This window comes from Mesorhizobium sp. NBSH29 (assembly GCF_015500055.1).
Classification (GTDB): Bacteria; Pseudomonadota; Alphaproteobacteria; order Rhizobiales; family Rhizobiaceae; genus Neomesorhizobium.
Map to the genome: position 1 here is coordinate 2,405,409 of NZ_CP045492.1, position 14,871 is coordinate 2,420,279.

Genomic DNA, 14,871 nt, shown 5'->3' on the forward strand with positions numbered 1-14,871 from the left:
AAAGGCGTAAAAAAACCCGCGGGAGCGATCCCGCGGGTTTTTCTTGCAGTTTAGCCCCAAAGCTATTGGCTGGGCAGACCCGGAAGGCTCTGCGGCATGCCGCCGGCACCAGCCATCAACTGGCCGATGAAGTTCTGGTCCTTGCCACCCGTCGGTGTGGTTCGGGAAATGAAGTCAAACACCTTGCCATCCTTCTTGCCGTAATTGGCAATGTTGGAAACACGCCCATCGTCGCCGAAATAGACGGCGAGAATGCGTTGGTCGACAATATGCGGGTTCATGAACGCCACGGACCGTTTGCGGGTCTGTGAGATGTAGTAAAAAACTTCATTGTCAAAGGTTGCGGTGGTGGACGGGCTGCCGAGCGCCAAAATGACCTGTTCGCGGCTCGATCCGACCGGGACCTGTTCAATCTGCTTTTCGTCGATCACATACCCCTGTGTCAGGGTCTCGGATGCGTTAAGCCCGAGCGATTTTGTGCTCGGCGCATTGCATCCGGCAAGCACCGTGGCGGTTGCGAGGAGGGATATGGCAATCGCAGGAGCCGATATCGACCTCGTCTTGAATTTCAGCGCGCCCAACAACAACTCCCATCGATCCGTGTTCTAGCCGGCTTGCGCCGGGCCGCAAAACCGGTAAACCAGCTTGCGCGCCGATGCAACACGACCCCAGATGAAACGAGTCCCATGTTCCAACGACTTTTCGGCCGCAAGCGCCACGCCAACCGGGCAATTACCGACGCGGTCTATGGTGCAATCGTGGCAGCGGCGCGGCAGCCCCTGTTTTATTCGGCTTGGAATGTTCCCGACACGCCGCTCGGCCGGTTTGAGATGCTTTCGCTCCATATGTTCCTCTTCATGCGCCGCATGCGTGGCGAGAACGACGCTGCCTCGCGCGAACTGGCGCAGGTGTTGACGGACGAATTTTTCAGCGATGTCGAGCAGTCTCTGCGCGAACTTGGCATTGGCGACATGGGCGTGCCCAAGCGGATGAAGAAGCTGGCGCGCATGTTTTACGGCCGCACCGGCGCCTATGCGGATGCGCTGGATGCCGGCGACCAGTCGCAGCTTGCTGCTGCACTGATGCGCAACGTGCGTCCTGATGAACAGGCATGGCCGCAGGCGGCAGACCTTGCTGCCTATATGGCAGGTGCCGAGCCAATGCTCGCTTCCCAGCCCGCCGATGCTATTTTGGCTGGTACGCTGGAATTTCCCGATGCCACTAAAAGCTGAGCGGATGGAGGACAAAATGGTAAAACAGGATCACGCCTTAAGCCCGGTATCTTTAGAGGTAAACGTTGCCAAGCTTCCGCAACGCGGGATGCGGGTTAAGCTCGATGCCAGTCCCGAGCAATTGAAAAACCTTGCCGCCGAGCATGGTCTGCTATCAGTCGAGCGCTATAAGGCCGAATTGGTCGTTGCAGCGTGGAAGCGCAACGGTGTCAGCGTCACTGGCAAGGTGTCCGCTGATCTGACGCAGGCATGCGGAGTGACGCTGGAGCCTCTCACCACCCACATTGAAGAAGAGGTTTCCGGGGTGTTTCTCCCTGCAACGTCGAAACTCGGGCGGGAAGGCTTTGGCGAGGGCGGCGAAATTCTGGTAGCAGCTGAAGGGCCGGACGCACCAGAACTGTTTTCAGGCGACTCCATCGATGTTGGCGCGTTGGCAGAAGAGTTTTTTGTACTGGCGATCGACCCCTATCCGCGCAAGCCGGGGATGGAGACAGCTGCATATATCGAAGATGATGAGCCAGCCGAATCGCCCTTTTCCCGCCTTTCTGCGCTCAAAAAGCCATCGTGAGCTTGGGCAGAGGTGGCTAACCTCTGTTATTGGGCAAAACGCAACGGGCATGCTAGGCATTTCCCGGGCGGTGCCATATCGGGCCTTTGACGCATTTTGGGACGAATCCATGTTGTGCCGAACGCCAAAACCGCTATTTTCCGCCAGGCTTTGACCAGACGAGCCGAACCCAGTGAGATGATTGCCGCGTGATTAGAATTTCCATCGACGCCATGGGCGGTGACATTGGCCCGAGTGTCTTGCTTCCGGCTCTACTCAAGGTCGTGGAGCGGCGTCCGGATGTGCGGTTCCAGATTTTCGGCCAGGAGGCGGTTGTTCGCCCGGTGCTCGACCAATTGCCGAAGCTTACTGCTGTCAGCGTCTTCACTCATTGCGAGATTTCTGTGCGCATGGACGACAAGCCGAGCCAGGCCTTGCGCCATGGACGCTGGAAATCGTCGATGTGGAAGGCCATCGAAGCGGTGAAGAACGGCCAGGCCGATGTTTGCATTTCGGCCGGCAACACCGGCGCGTTGATGGCGATGTCAAAGTTTTGCCTGCGCACTATGGCTGCCATTGATCGCCCGGCCATCGCCGCGCTCTGGCCCACGGTACGCGGCGAAAGCGTCGTGCTTGATGTGGGCGCGACCATTGGTGCCGACGCTCATCAATTGGTGGATTTTGCCATTCTTGGCGCAGCCATGGCGCGTGCCGTACTGGCCGTTGACCGCCCGACCGTCGGCCTCCTCAACGTCGGCGTGGAAGAAATCAAGGGCCAAGAGGAGGTGAAGCAGGCTGGGCAGCTGTTGCGCGACGCCGAACTTCCATCGATGGAGTATCACGGGTTTGTTGAAGGCGACGACCTTGGCAGGGGAACCACCGATGTGGTGGTGACAGAAGGCTTTGCCGGCAACATTGCGCTCAAGACCGCGGAAGGCACGGCGCGCCAGATCGGTGAATATCTGCGCGCCGCCATGAGCCGCACGTTGATGGCAAAGATCGGTTATTTTTTCGCGCGCGACGCCTTCCAAAGGCTGCGGGAGAAAATGGATGTGCGCAAAGCCAATGGCGGTGTATTTCTTGGCCTCAACGGCATTGTAGTCAAAAGCCACGGCGGTGCAGATGAAGAAGGTTTCGCCGCCGCCGTTGAACTCGGTTACGACATGGCGCGTTACAAGATCATCGAGCGCATCAAAAGCGATCTCGACACCTTCCATGCGCGCCGGCCAGTGGCTACGACCCCTGCCGTGCCCGGTGACGAACAGGAATAGCATCACATGATCAGATCTATTGTGCGCGGAGTTGGCTCGGCCCTGCCAAAGCGCATTATGAAAAACGCCGATTTCGAGGACATGGTCGAGACGTCTGATGAATGGATTGCCCAGCGCACAGGCATTCGCCAGCGTCACATCGCCGATGACAGCGAGACGACGGCATCGCTTGGCGAGGCAGCAGCGCGCGCGGCCCTCGACAATGCCGGGCTGACGCCTGCTGATATCGATCTCATCATTCTGGCAACATCGACCCCCAACAACACGTTTCCTGCCACTGCCGTGGAAATCCAGCACCGGCTGGGCATGAAGCATGGCTTTGCATTTGACATGCAGGCTGTCTGCTCGGGCTTTGTCTACGCGGTGACGACTGCCGATCTCTACGTGCGCGGCGGGCTGGCCAAACGCGTGCTGGTCATCGGCTCGGAAACCTTTTCGCGCATTCTGGACTGGAGTGACCGCTCGACCTGCGTGCTTTTTGGCGACGGCGCCGGTGCGCTTGTGCTGGAGGCGGCGGAGGGCGAGGGGACAGTTGCAGACAGGGGCGTTCTGGCCACCAGTCTGCGTTCTGACGGATCACACAAGGAAAAGCTGTATGTTGATGGTGGGCCTTCGACCACCAAGACAGTCGGCTTCTTGCGCATGGAAGGTCGCGAGGTCTTCAAACACGCGGTCGGCATGATCACCGACGTGATCGAGAAGACGTTTTGGGATGCCGCTATAACCGCCGAGGATCTCGACTGGTTCGTGCCACACCAGGCCAACAAGCGCATCATCGACGCGTCGGCCAAAAAGCTTGGCATTGCTGAGGAGAAGGTCGTCATTACGGTGGACAGGCACGGCAATACGTCCGCCGCCTCGGTACCACTCGCACTTGCCGTTGCAGTAGAAGATGGTCGCATCAAGCGTGGCGATCTGGTTCTTCTGGAGGCCATGGGCGGCGGATTTACATGGGGCGCGGTGCTGCTGCGCTGGTAATACGCTTATCAGCGGTTGATTCGTCCTGCGGTCCTTGACCTTGGCGAACCAATTTTCTAACGTCGCGGCTTGTTTCGATTGTGTTTTTTAAGGATGTGGACGGTCGCATGGGGGCAAAGACACTGACGCGCGCCGACCTCGCCGAGGCGGTATACCGCAAGGTTGGGCTATCCCGCACAGAATCCGCCGAACTGGTTGAAACCGTTCTTGATGAAATTTGCTCCGCCATTGTGCGTGGAGAGACGGTAAAGCTGTCGTCTTTCGCGACCTTTCATGTCCGCGACAAGAACGAACGCATAGGGCGCAATCCAAAAACCGGCGAGGAAGTGCCGATCCTGCCGCGCCGCGTGATGACCTTCAAGGCATCAAATGTACTGAAAAGCCGTATCCTGCGTTCGCATCAGGCGAGCAAAAAGGTTGCTAAAAAACAGGTAGGCTGAACCCACCTTGGCTGCCGGGCTTGAAAAGCACCCCATTTAGCGTTGAAATGCTGACGATTCGCCAACAGCCCATCGCGCATCGGTGAACGGCCCAGCGGAGAGGTTCCATGGACAACAAATCTCCCGACGCATTCCGCACTATTAGTGAGGTCGCCGAAGATCTCGATCTTCCGCAGCACGTGCTGCGTTTCTGGGAAACCCGGTTCACCCAGATCAAGCCTATGAAGCGCGGCGGCGGCCGCCGCTATTATCGGCCCCAGGATGTCGAACTGATCAAGGGCATCCGCCATATGCTGTACGATCAGGGCTATACGATCAAGGGCGTGCAAAAACTGCTGCGCGAAAACGGCAATCATTTCCTCATCGCGGTGGGCAGCGGCGATGTCCATGCCATGGAAGCCATCACCCAGCGCAAGCAGGCCGAAGCAGCCCAGCCGCTGACGCCGGCCGCCCAGCCACGCGGCCCTGAGGACGAAATGCTGGTCGGCGAGGCCCGCGCCAAGCCAAACCGCCGCTTCTTCGGACTTGGAAAAGCCGACGACGAAGGCCCGGTGCAACCCGGCGCCAGCAAACTGACCCGCGACAACCGCGCGCTCCTGCAAGAAGCGCTGTTTGATCTGCTGGAATGCAAACGGCTGCTCGATCAGGTGCGGTGAGCAGGGCTGAAAAGCCGTCCGTTACACGAATATCCGGTGGGGAATTTTGGTCGGAGCGGCGGGATTCGAACCCACGACCCCTTGACCCCCAGTCAAGTGCGCTACCGGGCTGCGCTACGCTCCGAGCCGGGGGAAGCCTTAGAGAACAAGGGGTTTTCGTGCAAGGGCTAATATGGCGCTAAAGAACAGAAGCCGATCATTTTGGGGGTCTGTGGGCCTCTGCCGGTAAAAAGTCCCACAAGAAGTCCCACGGATGTTCAGGATACGTTCCGGCCTTTTGCCAAGGCCGGGTGTGCGACCGGCATTGCTGCGGATTCCATCGCATCGCGCACGTCTTCCTTCATGGCATGCGCGTACTTGGTTGTCGTCGCAATGTCCTGATGGCCAAGCAGCTCCTGGACGACGCGGAGGTTGCTCTTTCGCAGCACCCGTGTGGCAGCTGTGTGGCGCGTGTCATGAAAGCGGAAGTTCTGAACGTTGGCGTTGTCGATGGCGCGACGCATTGCGCTCTTGAGTCCCGAATCGGTGACGGCATAGCGCTTGCCTCGATGTAGTTCACGGCCGCTGTGCTTTACGGTTCGCTTCGCCACATAGGTAAAAACACGTGTCGCGTGGTGGCCCTGCTGCGCCCACAGAAGTTCGAACAGGGCTTTTGTCATAGGGATGACGCGCGAACGCCCGCCCTTGCCCAAAACCGTGATCTGTCGTCCAAAAAAGTCCACCCTCGACCACTCCAGGCCGACGATTTCCATGCGCCGGCACCCGGTGATGAACGCAAACTCGACCGCAACATCATAGCCGCGCTCGAGCCGGTGCATGATCGCGCCTTCCTCGTCAGGTCGGGCCTCGCGTACACGCTCCTGGGGCTCTTTTAAAAGATGGTCGGCCCAGCGAACAGCCTGCACCTTGGAGCCCCATGTCTTGCCCGCACGTATCATGATTTCGCGCAGGGGCTGGGTGACTGTCCGGTTTACCGTGGCGGGTGAAATGCGCTTGCGGATCTCCGGCGTCGAATAAATGCGGCCTGGCTTGCGACGAGAGGGCACAAGCTCGCCCCGGCGCTTGGCGACCATCGATGCTATTTTAGATTCGCTGATGTCATGCATCATTGTCGTGCGACCAAAATGTGCGATCAGCCATTCCAGCGACCACAGCGTGGTCGCGGCATTTCGATGATGCTGCCCTACTTCTTCCCAATAGCGCGCGGCAGCGGCCTCGATTGTTATCTCCGGCGAGAATGCCGCCCGCTCCTCGTCAAACGCCGCTTTGGCTTCCTCACGTCGAAGCTTTTCTACAAGCTGTGCTTCGCGCTTCGACGTTTTTCCAGTGCTGCCCGAAAATCTGCGACCACGGAACTGGAAGTCGTAGGAATAGACGCTGTCGCGTGTTTCCTTTCTGATGAAGATGGGCATGCGACCTTCTTTCTCCTGGATTTCCAGGCAAGCAGGTCTTCAAGATCGTAGCGCGGTGTCTCGCGCTTCTTGCCCCGCCCGATGTTGATGTATGGCAATTCGCCAGATCGGCGCATTTCGCGCAAGGTGTCTTCTCCAATGCCAAGCGTGCGCGCGGCCTCTTCAGGTGTCAGCAAAGGCGGTGGTGGACCCTCAATCGTCATAGGAGCGGGCCTTTCTGCTGCGCCTTGGCGCAGTCTGGGCATGTGTGAATGTGGGTCTGCGGCTTGTCGCTGCCGGCCATGCGCGGAGCGGCGCCGAACAGATCGCTGGTATCGCGATCAAGTGCTGCCGGCATTGTTTTGCGAATGGACCAGCCCGCCACCTTGGCGTCGGCGATCATGGCGCTCCAGTCATCGGCGGCATAGGTGTTGGGGTAGCTGGCCGGGCAGGTATCGCAGGTGACCTGGTTGCGGTTTTCGTGGTGCGCAATGGTCATGACGCGCTCGCGTCGATGTTGGCGAGGATCGGGCTGAAGGTGTAGGCAACCACCCATGGGTTTTCATCCCAGCTGAAACCCCGGCGCGCGTTGATGCTGTCCCAGAGATCTGCGAACCAGTATCGAGCGCTGGACCACTCGTCGCCGCCCAACCGCATCGCAGTCGCGTCGTGGAATACGCGCCCGGTGGCTACACCTCGGAAGCAGCCTTCAGCTGTCGCGTCTTCCTCGCTAATCTCGTGCAGCTGCTGCACGCGGACAGCGGTGACCGACAGGGTGATGCGCGAAGCCCAACGCGGCATGTGAATGCTTGGTTTCCACGATGTTTCATCGCATGCGACATCGCCGCGATACTTCGCACCGCTGGAACGATTCCCCGAGTGAACCGGCTTGAAGCATTCGCGCACCCAAAGGCGGTCGCCCTCCTGAACCCGCGCCGGTACCTTGGCAGGGCCGCCCGGCGCGTCGAAGAAGTGGCTATCGGGCTCGTTGCGGGCGTAATGAATGCCGGCGTAGCGCGCGCCCTCTGGTGGCCGTGGTTTTAGCACGCGCCGGGTCTGCGTCTTGCCTGTGCCTGGCTGCTCGATCTCGCGGAGAATGGCGCGGACCATCGGGCCGGTGAATAGAATGGGATGATCAGCCATGGCCACTGGCCTCCGTGCATGAGAACGCAGCAGGCGCCGGCGTGGTGGCTGGGCGGGTGGCGTCGAGCAGAACGACGGCGGAAAACAGCGCCAGCGCCAGAAGCGATGCGACCAAAATGAGGTCGACCACACCGTAGCGCTGGCGTGCCAGAAGGCGCTGGATTTCACAGGCATCGCCGCAGGCGCAGCCTGGGAAGTTTTCACACCGGTCGCTCATGCCAGCACCGAGAGCCATGCGGTGACGACGGTCAGGAAGGTGACCATCGCCACGCCGGAAAGCACATCCTGGAGGGTGCCCATCGTCAAGATACCTGCCGCACTGCGCGGGCATTGGCCTTGTCGCGGGCTTTGGCGATGTTGTCGTCGGTCAGTTCGGCGCGCAGGAAGCCGCGTAAGGCGAGCGACTGGAAGTCGACGATCTGGCCGGCACCGGTGATTTCCAACATGGCCTCGGCCAGGCGTTCGGTCAGCGGCGGAAGCGGCTTCTTTTTTGCCGCGCGTTCACGCGCAACAGCCGCATAGGCGGCAGCAATCGTTTCGGGGTCGGCTTGAGAATGAAACATGGGTCTTGCTCCATCGCGAGATTGCGATTGGAAGAGAATGTGCATAACGCACACATCCCTGTCAATAAAAAACGTGCGAAACGCACACTTTGAAGACTATTGAGAGCCTTCTCTTTGGGGTACTGTCGTGCGTCAGGCGGTTTTCAGTCGCAGTTGACCTTGAACTCCGCCCTGACGTGCAACCTTGCGGAGTGATGTTTGCGGAAATGTGCCGAAAATCTCACCAACCCAGTCGAGGTGGACGTTCTCTATCGGCGCCGCGTTCCAGGAGAAAAGGCTTACGGATCCATCCTGGCCGCGCATGATCGTCTTGATGAAACGCTTTCCATCGACAGTGCGCACAGCTGCTTCCTCGCCGTAGAAGGATTCGATGGGCTTTTTCTGTTCCCGATATACAACGATGACGTGGCCATCCTTGAAAACGGGCAGCATCGATTCGCCGCGAACCTTGAACGCAATCATCTCGGCGGGGAGGGGAAAGGGAATGTCGATTTGATCCAGTCCTTCAGGAGGGACTTGTTCATAGTCAGGTTCGACTTCGGCGCCAGCACCTAGATATCCCATGATTGGGATTTCAGTTGATTGGCTCGTTCCTTCGCCAGTCAGCAGCCAGGCTTCGCTGACACGAAACGCTATCGCGTACTTGCCTGCGGCTCGGCCAATGCCTCGCGTACCGTTTTCATGTTGGGCATAAGTTTCGTAGTTCCACCCGAAGAATTTGGCGGCATCTTTCGCGGTTCCAAACCCACGCTTTTCGCGAGCTTCCTGAAGTCGGATTGCGGGATCTGGGCGGTCATCATAGGTCATGGTGTGCAAAAAGCACGTTACCGGTGTGCGTTTCGACTTGACATCTTGATGTGCGTTATGCACGTTCTCACTCCATGATCGACGTTAGAAATCTTCGCGAGGAGTTAAAATGGACCCAGCATCAGCTCGGTGCCTATTGCGGAGTCGATCGTTCAACTGTTTCCAAATGGGAGGCCGAACCCCCAACAAAGGGCCCAGCGCTCATCCTTCTGCGCCAGCTTGAAGAGCGGGGTCGCGCATTGCCGGATTCCGAGGCAGCCCAATGAGCGCTGCCGATGTGCAAACCATGAGACCCGTTGCGCTGGCTTCCCAAGAGCCCGACCGCGCAGCCTTCCGGGCTCAGCGCCCGGGAGGCACCCTTTTCGAATCCTGCCCCGTGCAAGCGGGGGAGGTGCGTACCGCGCCGGATGCGAGCCCTCGCGCAACCGGCGCGGTTGTTGTTTCCGATGCGGTGATGATCCTGCTTTCGGCAGTCGCTGCGCATGAGCGCATGAGCATTGCCGGGATTGTCGGCCAACTGGCCAGCGCGCGGGCAGAAGCAATCGGGCTCGGCGTCCTGGCACGCGCCATCGCTGATCGGGGTGAACTGACCGAAGTGCCGCTTTCGGCGCGGCTGGCGCGCAACCGCCATGGCGAGGAGGGCAGTTGATGTGTGCTTATCCATGCGGGCCTCCGTGAAGCATTTCACCGCCCGATACTGAATCGAAAAAACCATTCCCGCCACGGGAAACGACGCCGGGTTTTCCCGGCGCGGGAAAGCTTTTGTCTCGAAGGAACACGCCATGGTGCCCAATGCCAACAGTCGCCATTTTCGCCTGAAAGCCGCGCAGCGCGATCTGATCGCCGCCTGTGGCGGGGTGGAACGCGCGGCAGAGATTGCCTCTTATTCCAAGAGCGCGGTGGGGCGCTGGTATAATGGCGACAGCCCCGAGCTGATGCCGCTCGATGCGCTGGACCGGCTGGAAACCGAATGCGGCCGGGATTTCGTGACCGAGGCGCTGGCGCATAATCGCGGGCGACGGCTGACTGACCGGGACGGCGAAACCGGCGATGCCGCCTCCATCCTTTCGCATCATGCCGAGGTGACACGCAGCTTTGCCGAGCTGGTGCAGGCGAGCGCTCTTGCCTTTGCCGATGGCAGGGTGACGCCAGTCGAGGCGGTGGCAATCGACCGGCATTGCGCGGCGCTGATCGAGACCGCCAGTGGACTGCGCAAGGCGGCGGCTTCCGCGCGTGGCGCCGGCGGGCTCTCCGTCGTCGGCCAGGTGGGGTGACGCCGATGAATGCCACCTGGAACACTGATGAAATCACCCTTTTGCGCGACGCGTGGAACACGCAGGGGCCATTGCAGGCGCGCCTTTGCCCGCTGCGAGGCGGCATGAACAAAGTGCCAATGACGCTCACCTTGCCGCCGCAGGCGCATAAACGGCTCGCCGCCGAAGCGCTGCAGCGCGGCTACAAGCCCACGGTTTTTGCGCAGATGCTGTTCGACGCTGCATTTGCTGCGCGCATCAGCATGAATGAGGGCTCCGGTGACCGCGATCTGGACGAGATGGTGCGCGCGACGCTGTGCCTGGCCGGCGATTTTTCCACCGACACCATCGCGCGACGCCTTCGCCTTTCAGAACCGCTGGTGGTGAAGATTCTTGACGGCTGGCGGCAACAGGGCAGGCAGCTCAAACCGAAGGCAGCCGGCGCATGAGCGACGAGTACGATCCCTATAGCTCGCGTGGGCCGGCGCGGGAACGCCCCGGCGCAAAGCTGCGGGAAGAGGATGAAGCTGCGAGCGGGCCGCAGGCTGTGGCCGTCGGCCAGTTGCGTGCGTTCATCGAGCGGGTCGAGCGGGTGCAGGAAGACATCGACGCCTTGAGCGATGACCGCAAGGAAATCTTTGCCGAAATGAAGGCCATGGGCTTCGACACCAAGGCCGTGCGGGCGGTCATCAAGCTGCGCAAAATGGACGAGGCAGAGCGGCAGGAAGCGGAAGCAATCCTCGATCTCTACAAAGCCGCGCTGGGGATGGCGTGATGAAGTACCAGCTGCTGCCGCGTCTCTCAGCCGAAGAGTTTGGATCGCTTGAAGCCTCGATCATCGCGCATGGCGTGCTGGTGCCTGTTGAGTATGACGAGACCGGCGCGATTATCGACGGGCATCACCGTGTGGAGATCTGCGAAAGCCTTGGGCTGGTCGACTGGCCGCGCTTCGTGCGCAAGGGGCTTTCGGAAACCGACAAGCGGACACTCTCGCGCGAACTGAATTTTGCACGCCGGCACCTGACCACGGCGCAGAAACAGGCGGTGATTGCCGACCAGCTGCGCGACACTCCGTCGATATCGTCGCGCGCCATTGCCGCGATGCTGGGGGTGCATCATTCAACTGTCCAATCGGTGCGCAAAACGCTCGTAGATGGTGGCGAAATTAGCCACCATGAAGATGTTGAAGGCCGCGACGGCGTGAAGCAGCCGGTGCGCAAGACGATCAAGACCGCCTTCATGCCTGAATCGGAAAACCGCCGCGAGCTGATCAAGGTTGCCAAGAATCTTCGCGCCGATGACCAGAAGGCACGGCACCTGGTGCGGCTGGCGCACATGGACATGGTGGCTGAGAAGGGCAGCGCGAGCGCGCCGATCTGGTGGCGTGGCGAGGAAAGCGGGCCTAGCTTTTCAGTCATCTATGCCGACCCGCCATGGAAGTTTCCGGTCTATTCGGAAACCACGGGGAGAAATAAAAGTGCCGAGAACCATTATCCCACGATGGATCTCGACGACATTTTTGCGCTGGGCTGCCCGGCCTCACGCGACGCAGTGCTTTTCCTCTGGGTCACGGATCTGGCCAATGGCATCGGCTGCCTGAAAGCCTGGGGTTTCGACTTCAAGTCGTTCTGGGGCTGGAAAAAGGTCTATCCCGGCGCACAGCTCGGTACCGGATACTGGTCATTCGACAATCTCGAGTTGCTGCTGATCGGTACGCGGGGCAAGGCCGTCGCGCCTTTGCCCGGAACCCAGCCGCAGAAATGCACCGACCACCCGGTCTCGGGTCATTCCACCAAGCCTGACTTCTACGCTGAGCAGATTGAGCGGCTTTATCCCGGGATTGCCAAGCTGGAAATGTTTTGCCGTGCACCGCGTCCCGGCTGGGATGCGTGGGGCTTTGAGGCTGGCGAGGTTAAGGCATGACTTCCCGCCGCGACGAAATCCGCCAACGCATCATGGCAAGCACCGCGATTGTCGATGCCGGCTTTGCCACGCCGTGCTGGCTGTGGACGCTGGCCGACAGCGGCACGGGACGCGGCGGCGGATATCCACGCATGAAACTCAATAGCCGGACGGTTGCAGCGCACAAGGTGAGTTTTGTGAACGAGTACGGATTCGTGCCCGGCAACAAGCAGATCGATCACAAGTGCCGCAACCGGCTGTGCGTCAATCCTGACCATCTTGAAATGGTGAGCCACGGTGAAAACCAGAAGCGCCGCGACAGGGCTGCGCGTGAGCGCAAGGTCGAGGGGGCTTTGCCATGACGCGCGACTGCGGCCCGGCCGATATGCGCCCTAATTTTTCGACGGCAATGCTGCGGCTTTTCCTGCGCGCGCGGTGCCGGATGGCCGCGCAACCGGGGCGGCGGAGCTTTCAGGCCGACAGCCGCCGCGAGCGCGACCGGCTGCGGCGGCTTGCCGGTGTGACTGCGGTACAGATGGACCTTGCCTGGATGGGCCGGCTGGAGAGCGCTGAACCACGGGTGCGGCTGTGGGCCGTGCTTGGCCACCATCCCGGCGACCACGGCGTCGTACTTACCCACGGGGGACAGGCGCTTGGCTGAGATACGCTGGAACCTGTTTGCAGATGCGGTCGACAAGCGGCTTGCGGTGCTCTGCTATTCGTTCACGCGCGCCGTTGTTGAATGGCCGGAACTGAACAAGGCGATGCTGTCGCGCGCCTGCAATGCCAAGCCGCTTTCGGCAGCAAACTACCTGCTGATCTGCCATCTGCTGCGGCTTGACCCTCACAGGTATTTCAAGCGTGACAAGCGGCGGCGCGTGACTCGGCGCGTCATTGCGAAAACCCTAACAGAACAGCCTGTTACAGTGTCTGGCGCACGTGAAACGCAGGTGCGATCATGATGGACACCAGGCTTCCGATCATCCGCCAGATGATGGACGCGGACAGCGACCGTGACCGGGCACAGGTGCTGTTGCAGGTGCCTGATGCGGTGTTGATGAAATACCGCACGGTGTTTGAGGAAGCCTGCCAACGCTCGGGCTTTGCACAGGGCCAGTTCTACATCGACATAAGGCGTGCCTGCTGGCACGCGGTGCGCGCGCCGGACGGGCTATTGCGCGACCCGATGTTTGACCAGGCACGGTCTGCCTTTGCTGCTTTTGCAATGGGGGCGGGCGCATGAAGCATGTGTTTCCTCCCGACAAGGCACGCAAGCGTGAAGCGGATGACCCGTTTGTGCCGGACAGCATTTATACGAAGGAATTTCTCGCACGGGTGCGCGCCAAACGGCAGGCAGCCGAAGTGCGCAATCTGCGCGCCGAGAAAATGGCCTTTCCCCATGCCCACGACATTTTGCGCGAAGCGACCGACTGGCGCATCCGCGCCGATGTTGACGCGCGGCTCGGCGAACGCCCGGCGCGCGATAAGCGCGACCTGACGGGACGCGTGTTCGGCGATCCGCTGCCGGGTCAAAGCGCGCTTGATCGCGGCAAACGGGAGAGGCGCGACCCTGACCACCCTCCAGCAAAAGGCGACACCCTATGAATCTCGAAACGACAGCAGGCAATTTGCAATCCGCATTTCGCGCAATCGCCGGAGTGGCCGAACCGCGAAACACTATCCCCGTTCTGGGCTGCGCGCGAATTGGCGGCGGAAAGATTGCAGTCACGAACCTTGATATCCATGCCTCGGTGAAACTTCCGACCGCTGGAAAAATGAAGGGTTCGACCGCAGTTGATGTGCGGCAGCTTTCGAACCTTGCCAAGCATATCGATGCCGATGAAACGGTTACCATTGGTGAAGCCGAGGGCCTTGCGTCAGTCAAATTTAATGGCAGCGCCTATTCGCTAGTATCGCTGCCCGCCACCGACTTTCCCGACGCGCCGGAAATGCCGGACGGGTCACCCCACACAGAGACTGGCAATGCTGGACTGGCGGCGGCAGTCGGGCGTGTGATGTTTGCAGCATCTACGGAAGCAACTCGCTACTCCCTTAATGGGTTTTCGTTCCGCACATTTGATGGCGTCCAGCATGTCGTGGCGACTAACGGCCATAGGCTTGCCGTGGAGGCGCTCCCATTCATCATAGACGGTGCCGAGGGCAAGATCGTTCATCGCAAGATGGCGCATCTGCTGGTTGCCCGGAAGCAGGAGCCCAAGGCGGTTACGTTCGGCGACCGGCTGGCGCGCTTTGAGTTCGACGGGCTGGAATTCATCAGCAAACTGATTGGCGGAACCTATCCCGATATCGAGCGCGTTGTTCCAAAAGAGGCAAGACCTGTTTTCAGTCTGGACCGGGTGGCAGCCCTGAAAATCTTGCGGCGCGTTGCGGCGTTCGCCATCAATTCCGGGCGCGCTGTTAAGATATCGAAGGGGGATGACGGAGACCTCGAACTGTCGGCTAGATCACGCGGTGAATTCTCATGCACTGAAAAGCTCCCCGGCACCATTCTCGATCAAAACTTCAGCGGTGTTGGATACAACTTCAACTATCTGATCGACAGCCTATCGATGTTCACCGGCGAGACGGTGACGTTTTCCACTACCTCCGAGATCGCCGCCACCCCTGCGCTCATGACTTGCGAAGCTGACACGCTGCGCATCGTCCAGATGCCAATGAGGGTCTAGC

General features: G+C 60.1%; 26 protein-coding genes and 1 tRNA gene. 18 read left to right on the plus strand and 9 right to left on the minus strand.

What is annotated here, in order from left to right; genetic code table 11:
• Positions 1–62: 62 nt before the first annotated feature.
• Positions 63–581, minus strand: a complete 519-nt coding sequence (locus GA830_RS11965; protein WP_195162071.1) for an outer membrane protein assembly factor BamE — start codon at positions 579–581, stop codon at positions 63–65.
• A gap of 105 nt (positions 582–686) precedes the next feature.
• Between GA830_RS11965 and GA830_RS11970 the strand changes: the two genes are divergently transcribed.
• The 6 genes from GA830_RS11970 (at position 687) to GA830_RS11995 (ending at position 5,124) form a co-directional block, all read left to right on the plus strand.
• Positions 687–1,232, plus strand: coding sequence for a ubiquinol-cytochrome C chaperone family protein (locus tag GA830_RS11970; RefSeq protein WP_195162072.1), 546 nt, complete (start codon positions 687–689; stop codon positions 1,230–1,232).
• 16 nt (positions 1,233–1,248) lie between these two features.
• Positions 1,249–1,800, plus strand: coding sequence for a YceD family protein (locus tag GA830_RS11975; protein WP_195162073.1), 552 nt, complete (start codon positions 1,249–1,251; stop codon positions 1,798–1,800).
• Positions 1,801–1,988: 188 nt separating this feature from the next.
• Positions 1,989–3,050 (plus strand): phosphate acyltransferase PlsX, encoded by a 1,062-nt coding sequence (plsX, locus tag GA830_RS11980; protein ID WP_195162074.1) that lies wholly within the window; start codon positions 1,989–1,991, stop codon positions 3,048–3,050.
• Positions 3,051–3,056: 6 nt separating this feature from the next.
• The gene (locus GA830_RS11985) at positions 3,057–4,028 is read left to right on the plus strand and encodes a beta-ketoacyl-ACP synthase III (protein ID WP_195162075.1); all 972 of its coding nucleotides are present in this window, start codon (positions 3,057–3,059) and stop codon (positions 4,026–4,028) included.
• Between the two features lie 107 nt (positions 4,029–4,135).
• Positions 4,136–4,468 carry an integration host factor subunit alpha gene (locus GA830_RS11990; RefSeq protein ID WP_195162076.1) on the plus strand — a complete coding sequence of 111 codons (333 nt, stop codon included), beginning with the start codon at positions 4,136–4,138 and terminating at the stop codon, positions 4,466–4,468.
• A gap of 107 nt (positions 4,469–4,575) precedes the next feature.
• Positions 4,576–5,124 (plus strand): MerR family transcriptional regulator, encoded by a 549-nt coding sequence (locus GA830_RS11995; protein ID WP_195162077.1) that lies wholly within the window; start codon positions 4,576–4,578, stop codon positions 5,122–5,124.
• Between the two features lie 47 nt (positions 5,125–5,171).
• Here GA830_RS11995 and GA830_RS12000 read toward each other — a convergent pair.
• From GA830_RS12000 to GA830_RS12030, 8 genes are all read right to left on the minus strand, one after another.
• Positions 5,172–5,248 (minus strand) — tRNA-Pro (locus GA830_RS12000).
• A gap of 133 nt (positions 5,249–5,381) precedes the next feature.
• Positions 5,382–6,530 (minus strand): tyrosine-type recombinase/integrase, encoded by a 1,149-nt coding sequence (locus GA830_RS12005; RefSeq protein WP_374939321.1) that lies wholly within the window; start codon positions 6,528–6,530, stop codon positions 5,382–5,384.
• Positions 6,416–6,781, minus strand: coding sequence for a helix-turn-helix domain-containing protein (locus tag GA830_RS20405; RefSeq protein WP_374939266.1), 366 nt, complete (start codon positions 6,779–6,781; stop codon positions 6,416–6,418). The genes GA830_RS12005 and GA830_RS20405 overlap by 115 nt, the downstream gene beginning before the upstream one ends.
• A complete protein-coding gene (locus GA830_RS12010; protein WP_195162079.1) occupies positions 6,736–7,014 on the minus strand; it encodes a hypothetical protein in 279 nt (92 codons plus the stop codon). Before GA830_RS12010 ends, GA830_RS20405 begins: the two co-directional genes overlap by 46 nt.
• The gene (locus GA830_RS12015; protein WP_195162080.1) at positions 7,011–7,658 is read right to left on the minus strand and encodes a hypothetical protein; all 648 of its coding nucleotides are present in this window, start codon (positions 7,656–7,658) and stop codon (positions 7,011–7,013) included. The genes GA830_RS12010 and GA830_RS12015 overlap by 4 nt, the downstream gene beginning before the upstream one ends.
• A complete protein-coding gene (locus GA830_RS12020; protein WP_195162081.1) occupies positions 7,651–7,875 on the minus strand; it encodes a hypothetical protein in 225 nt (74 codons plus the stop codon). The genes GA830_RS12015 and GA830_RS12020 overlap by 8 nt, the downstream gene beginning before the upstream one ends.
• 85 nt (positions 7,876–7,960) lie before the next feature.
• On the minus strand, positions 7,961–8,221 hold the full coding sequence (locus GA830_RS12025) for a hypothetical protein (protein WP_195162082.1): 261 nt from the start codon (positions 8,219–8,221) through the stop codon (positions 7,961–7,963).
• A gap of 132 nt (positions 8,222–8,353) precedes the next feature.
• Complete coding sequence (locus GA830_RS12030; protein WP_195162083.1) at positions 8,354–9,091, minus strand: XRE family transcriptional regulator; 738 nt, start codon at positions 9,089–9,091, stop codon at positions 8,354–8,356.
• Positions 9,092–9,102: 11 nt separating this feature from the next.
• Between GA830_RS12030 and GA830_RS20410 the strand changes: the two genes are divergently transcribed.
• From GA830_RS20410 to dnaN, 12 genes are all read left to right on the plus strand, one after another.
• The gene (locus GA830_RS20410) at positions 9,103–9,294 is read left to right on the plus strand and encodes a helix-turn-helix domain-containing protein (RefSeq protein ID WP_195162084.1); all 192 of its coding nucleotides are present in this window, start codon (positions 9,103–9,105) and stop codon (positions 9,292–9,294) included.
• Entirely contained in the window at positions 9,291–9,677 is a 387-nt protein-coding gene (locus GA830_RS12040) for a hypothetical protein (protein WP_195162085.1), read from the plus strand. Before GA830_RS20410 ends, GA830_RS12040 begins: the two co-directional genes overlap by 4 nt.
• Positions 9,678–9,810: 133 nt before the next feature.
• On the plus strand, positions 9,811–10,302 hold the full coding sequence (locus GA830_RS12045) for a phage regulatory CII family protein (RefSeq protein ID WP_195162086.1): 492 nt from the start codon (positions 9,811–9,813) through the stop codon (positions 10,300–10,302).
• Positions 10,303–10,307: 5 nt separating this feature from the next.
• Positions 10,308–10,730: a hypothetical protein gene (locus GA830_RS12050; RefSeq protein WP_195162087.1), complete on the plus strand. Its 423-nt coding sequence runs from the start codon at positions 10,308–10,310 to the stop codon at positions 10,728–10,730.
• The gene (locus GA830_RS12055) at positions 10,727–11,056 is read left to right on the plus strand and encodes a DUF2312 domain-containing protein (protein ID WP_195162088.1); all 330 of its coding nucleotides are present in this window, start codon (positions 10,727–10,729) and stop codon (positions 11,054–11,056) included. Before GA830_RS12050 ends, GA830_RS12055 begins: the two co-directional genes overlap by 4 nt.
• Complete coding sequence (locus GA830_RS12060; RefSeq protein WP_195162089.1) at positions 11,056–12,204, plus strand: MT-A70 family methyltransferase; 1,149 nt, start codon at positions 11,056–11,058, stop codon at positions 12,202–12,204. The genes GA830_RS12055 and GA830_RS12060 overlap by 1 nt, the downstream gene beginning before the upstream one ends.
• Entirely contained in the window at positions 12,201–12,545 is a 345-nt protein-coding gene (locus tag GA830_RS12065; RefSeq protein WP_195162090.1) for an HNH endonuclease signature motif containing protein, read from the plus strand. The genes GA830_RS12060 and GA830_RS12065 overlap by 4 nt, the downstream gene beginning before the upstream one ends.
• Positions 12,542–12,844: a hypothetical protein gene (locus GA830_RS12070; RefSeq protein WP_258045419.1), complete on the plus strand. Its 303-nt coding sequence runs from the start codon at positions 12,542–12,544 to the stop codon at positions 12,842–12,844. Before GA830_RS12065 ends, GA830_RS12070 begins: the two co-directional genes overlap by 4 nt.
• A complete protein-coding gene (locus GA830_RS12075; protein ID WP_195162091.1) occupies positions 12,837–13,145 on the plus strand; it encodes a hypothetical protein in 309 nt (102 codons plus the stop codon). The genes GA830_RS12070 and GA830_RS12075 overlap by 8 nt, the downstream gene beginning before the upstream one ends.
• Positions 13,142–13,426: a hypothetical protein gene (locus GA830_RS12080; RefSeq protein ID WP_195162092.1), complete on the plus strand. Its 285-nt coding sequence runs from the start codon at positions 13,142–13,144 to the stop codon at positions 13,424–13,426. Before GA830_RS12075 ends, GA830_RS12080 begins: the two co-directional genes overlap by 4 nt.
• On the plus strand, positions 13,423–13,788 hold the full coding sequence (locus GA830_RS12085) for a hypothetical protein (protein WP_195162093.1): 366 nt from the start codon (positions 13,423–13,425) through the stop codon (positions 13,786–13,788). The genes GA830_RS12080 and GA830_RS12085 overlap by 4 nt, the downstream gene beginning before the upstream one ends.
• A complete protein-coding gene (gene dnaN / locus GA830_RS12090; protein WP_195162094.1) occupies positions 13,785–14,870 on the plus strand; it encodes a DNA polymerase III subunit beta in 1,086 nt (361 codons plus the stop codon). The genes GA830_RS12085 and dnaN overlap by 4 nt, the downstream gene beginning before the upstream one ends.
• Position 14,871: the final 1 nt, after the last annotated feature.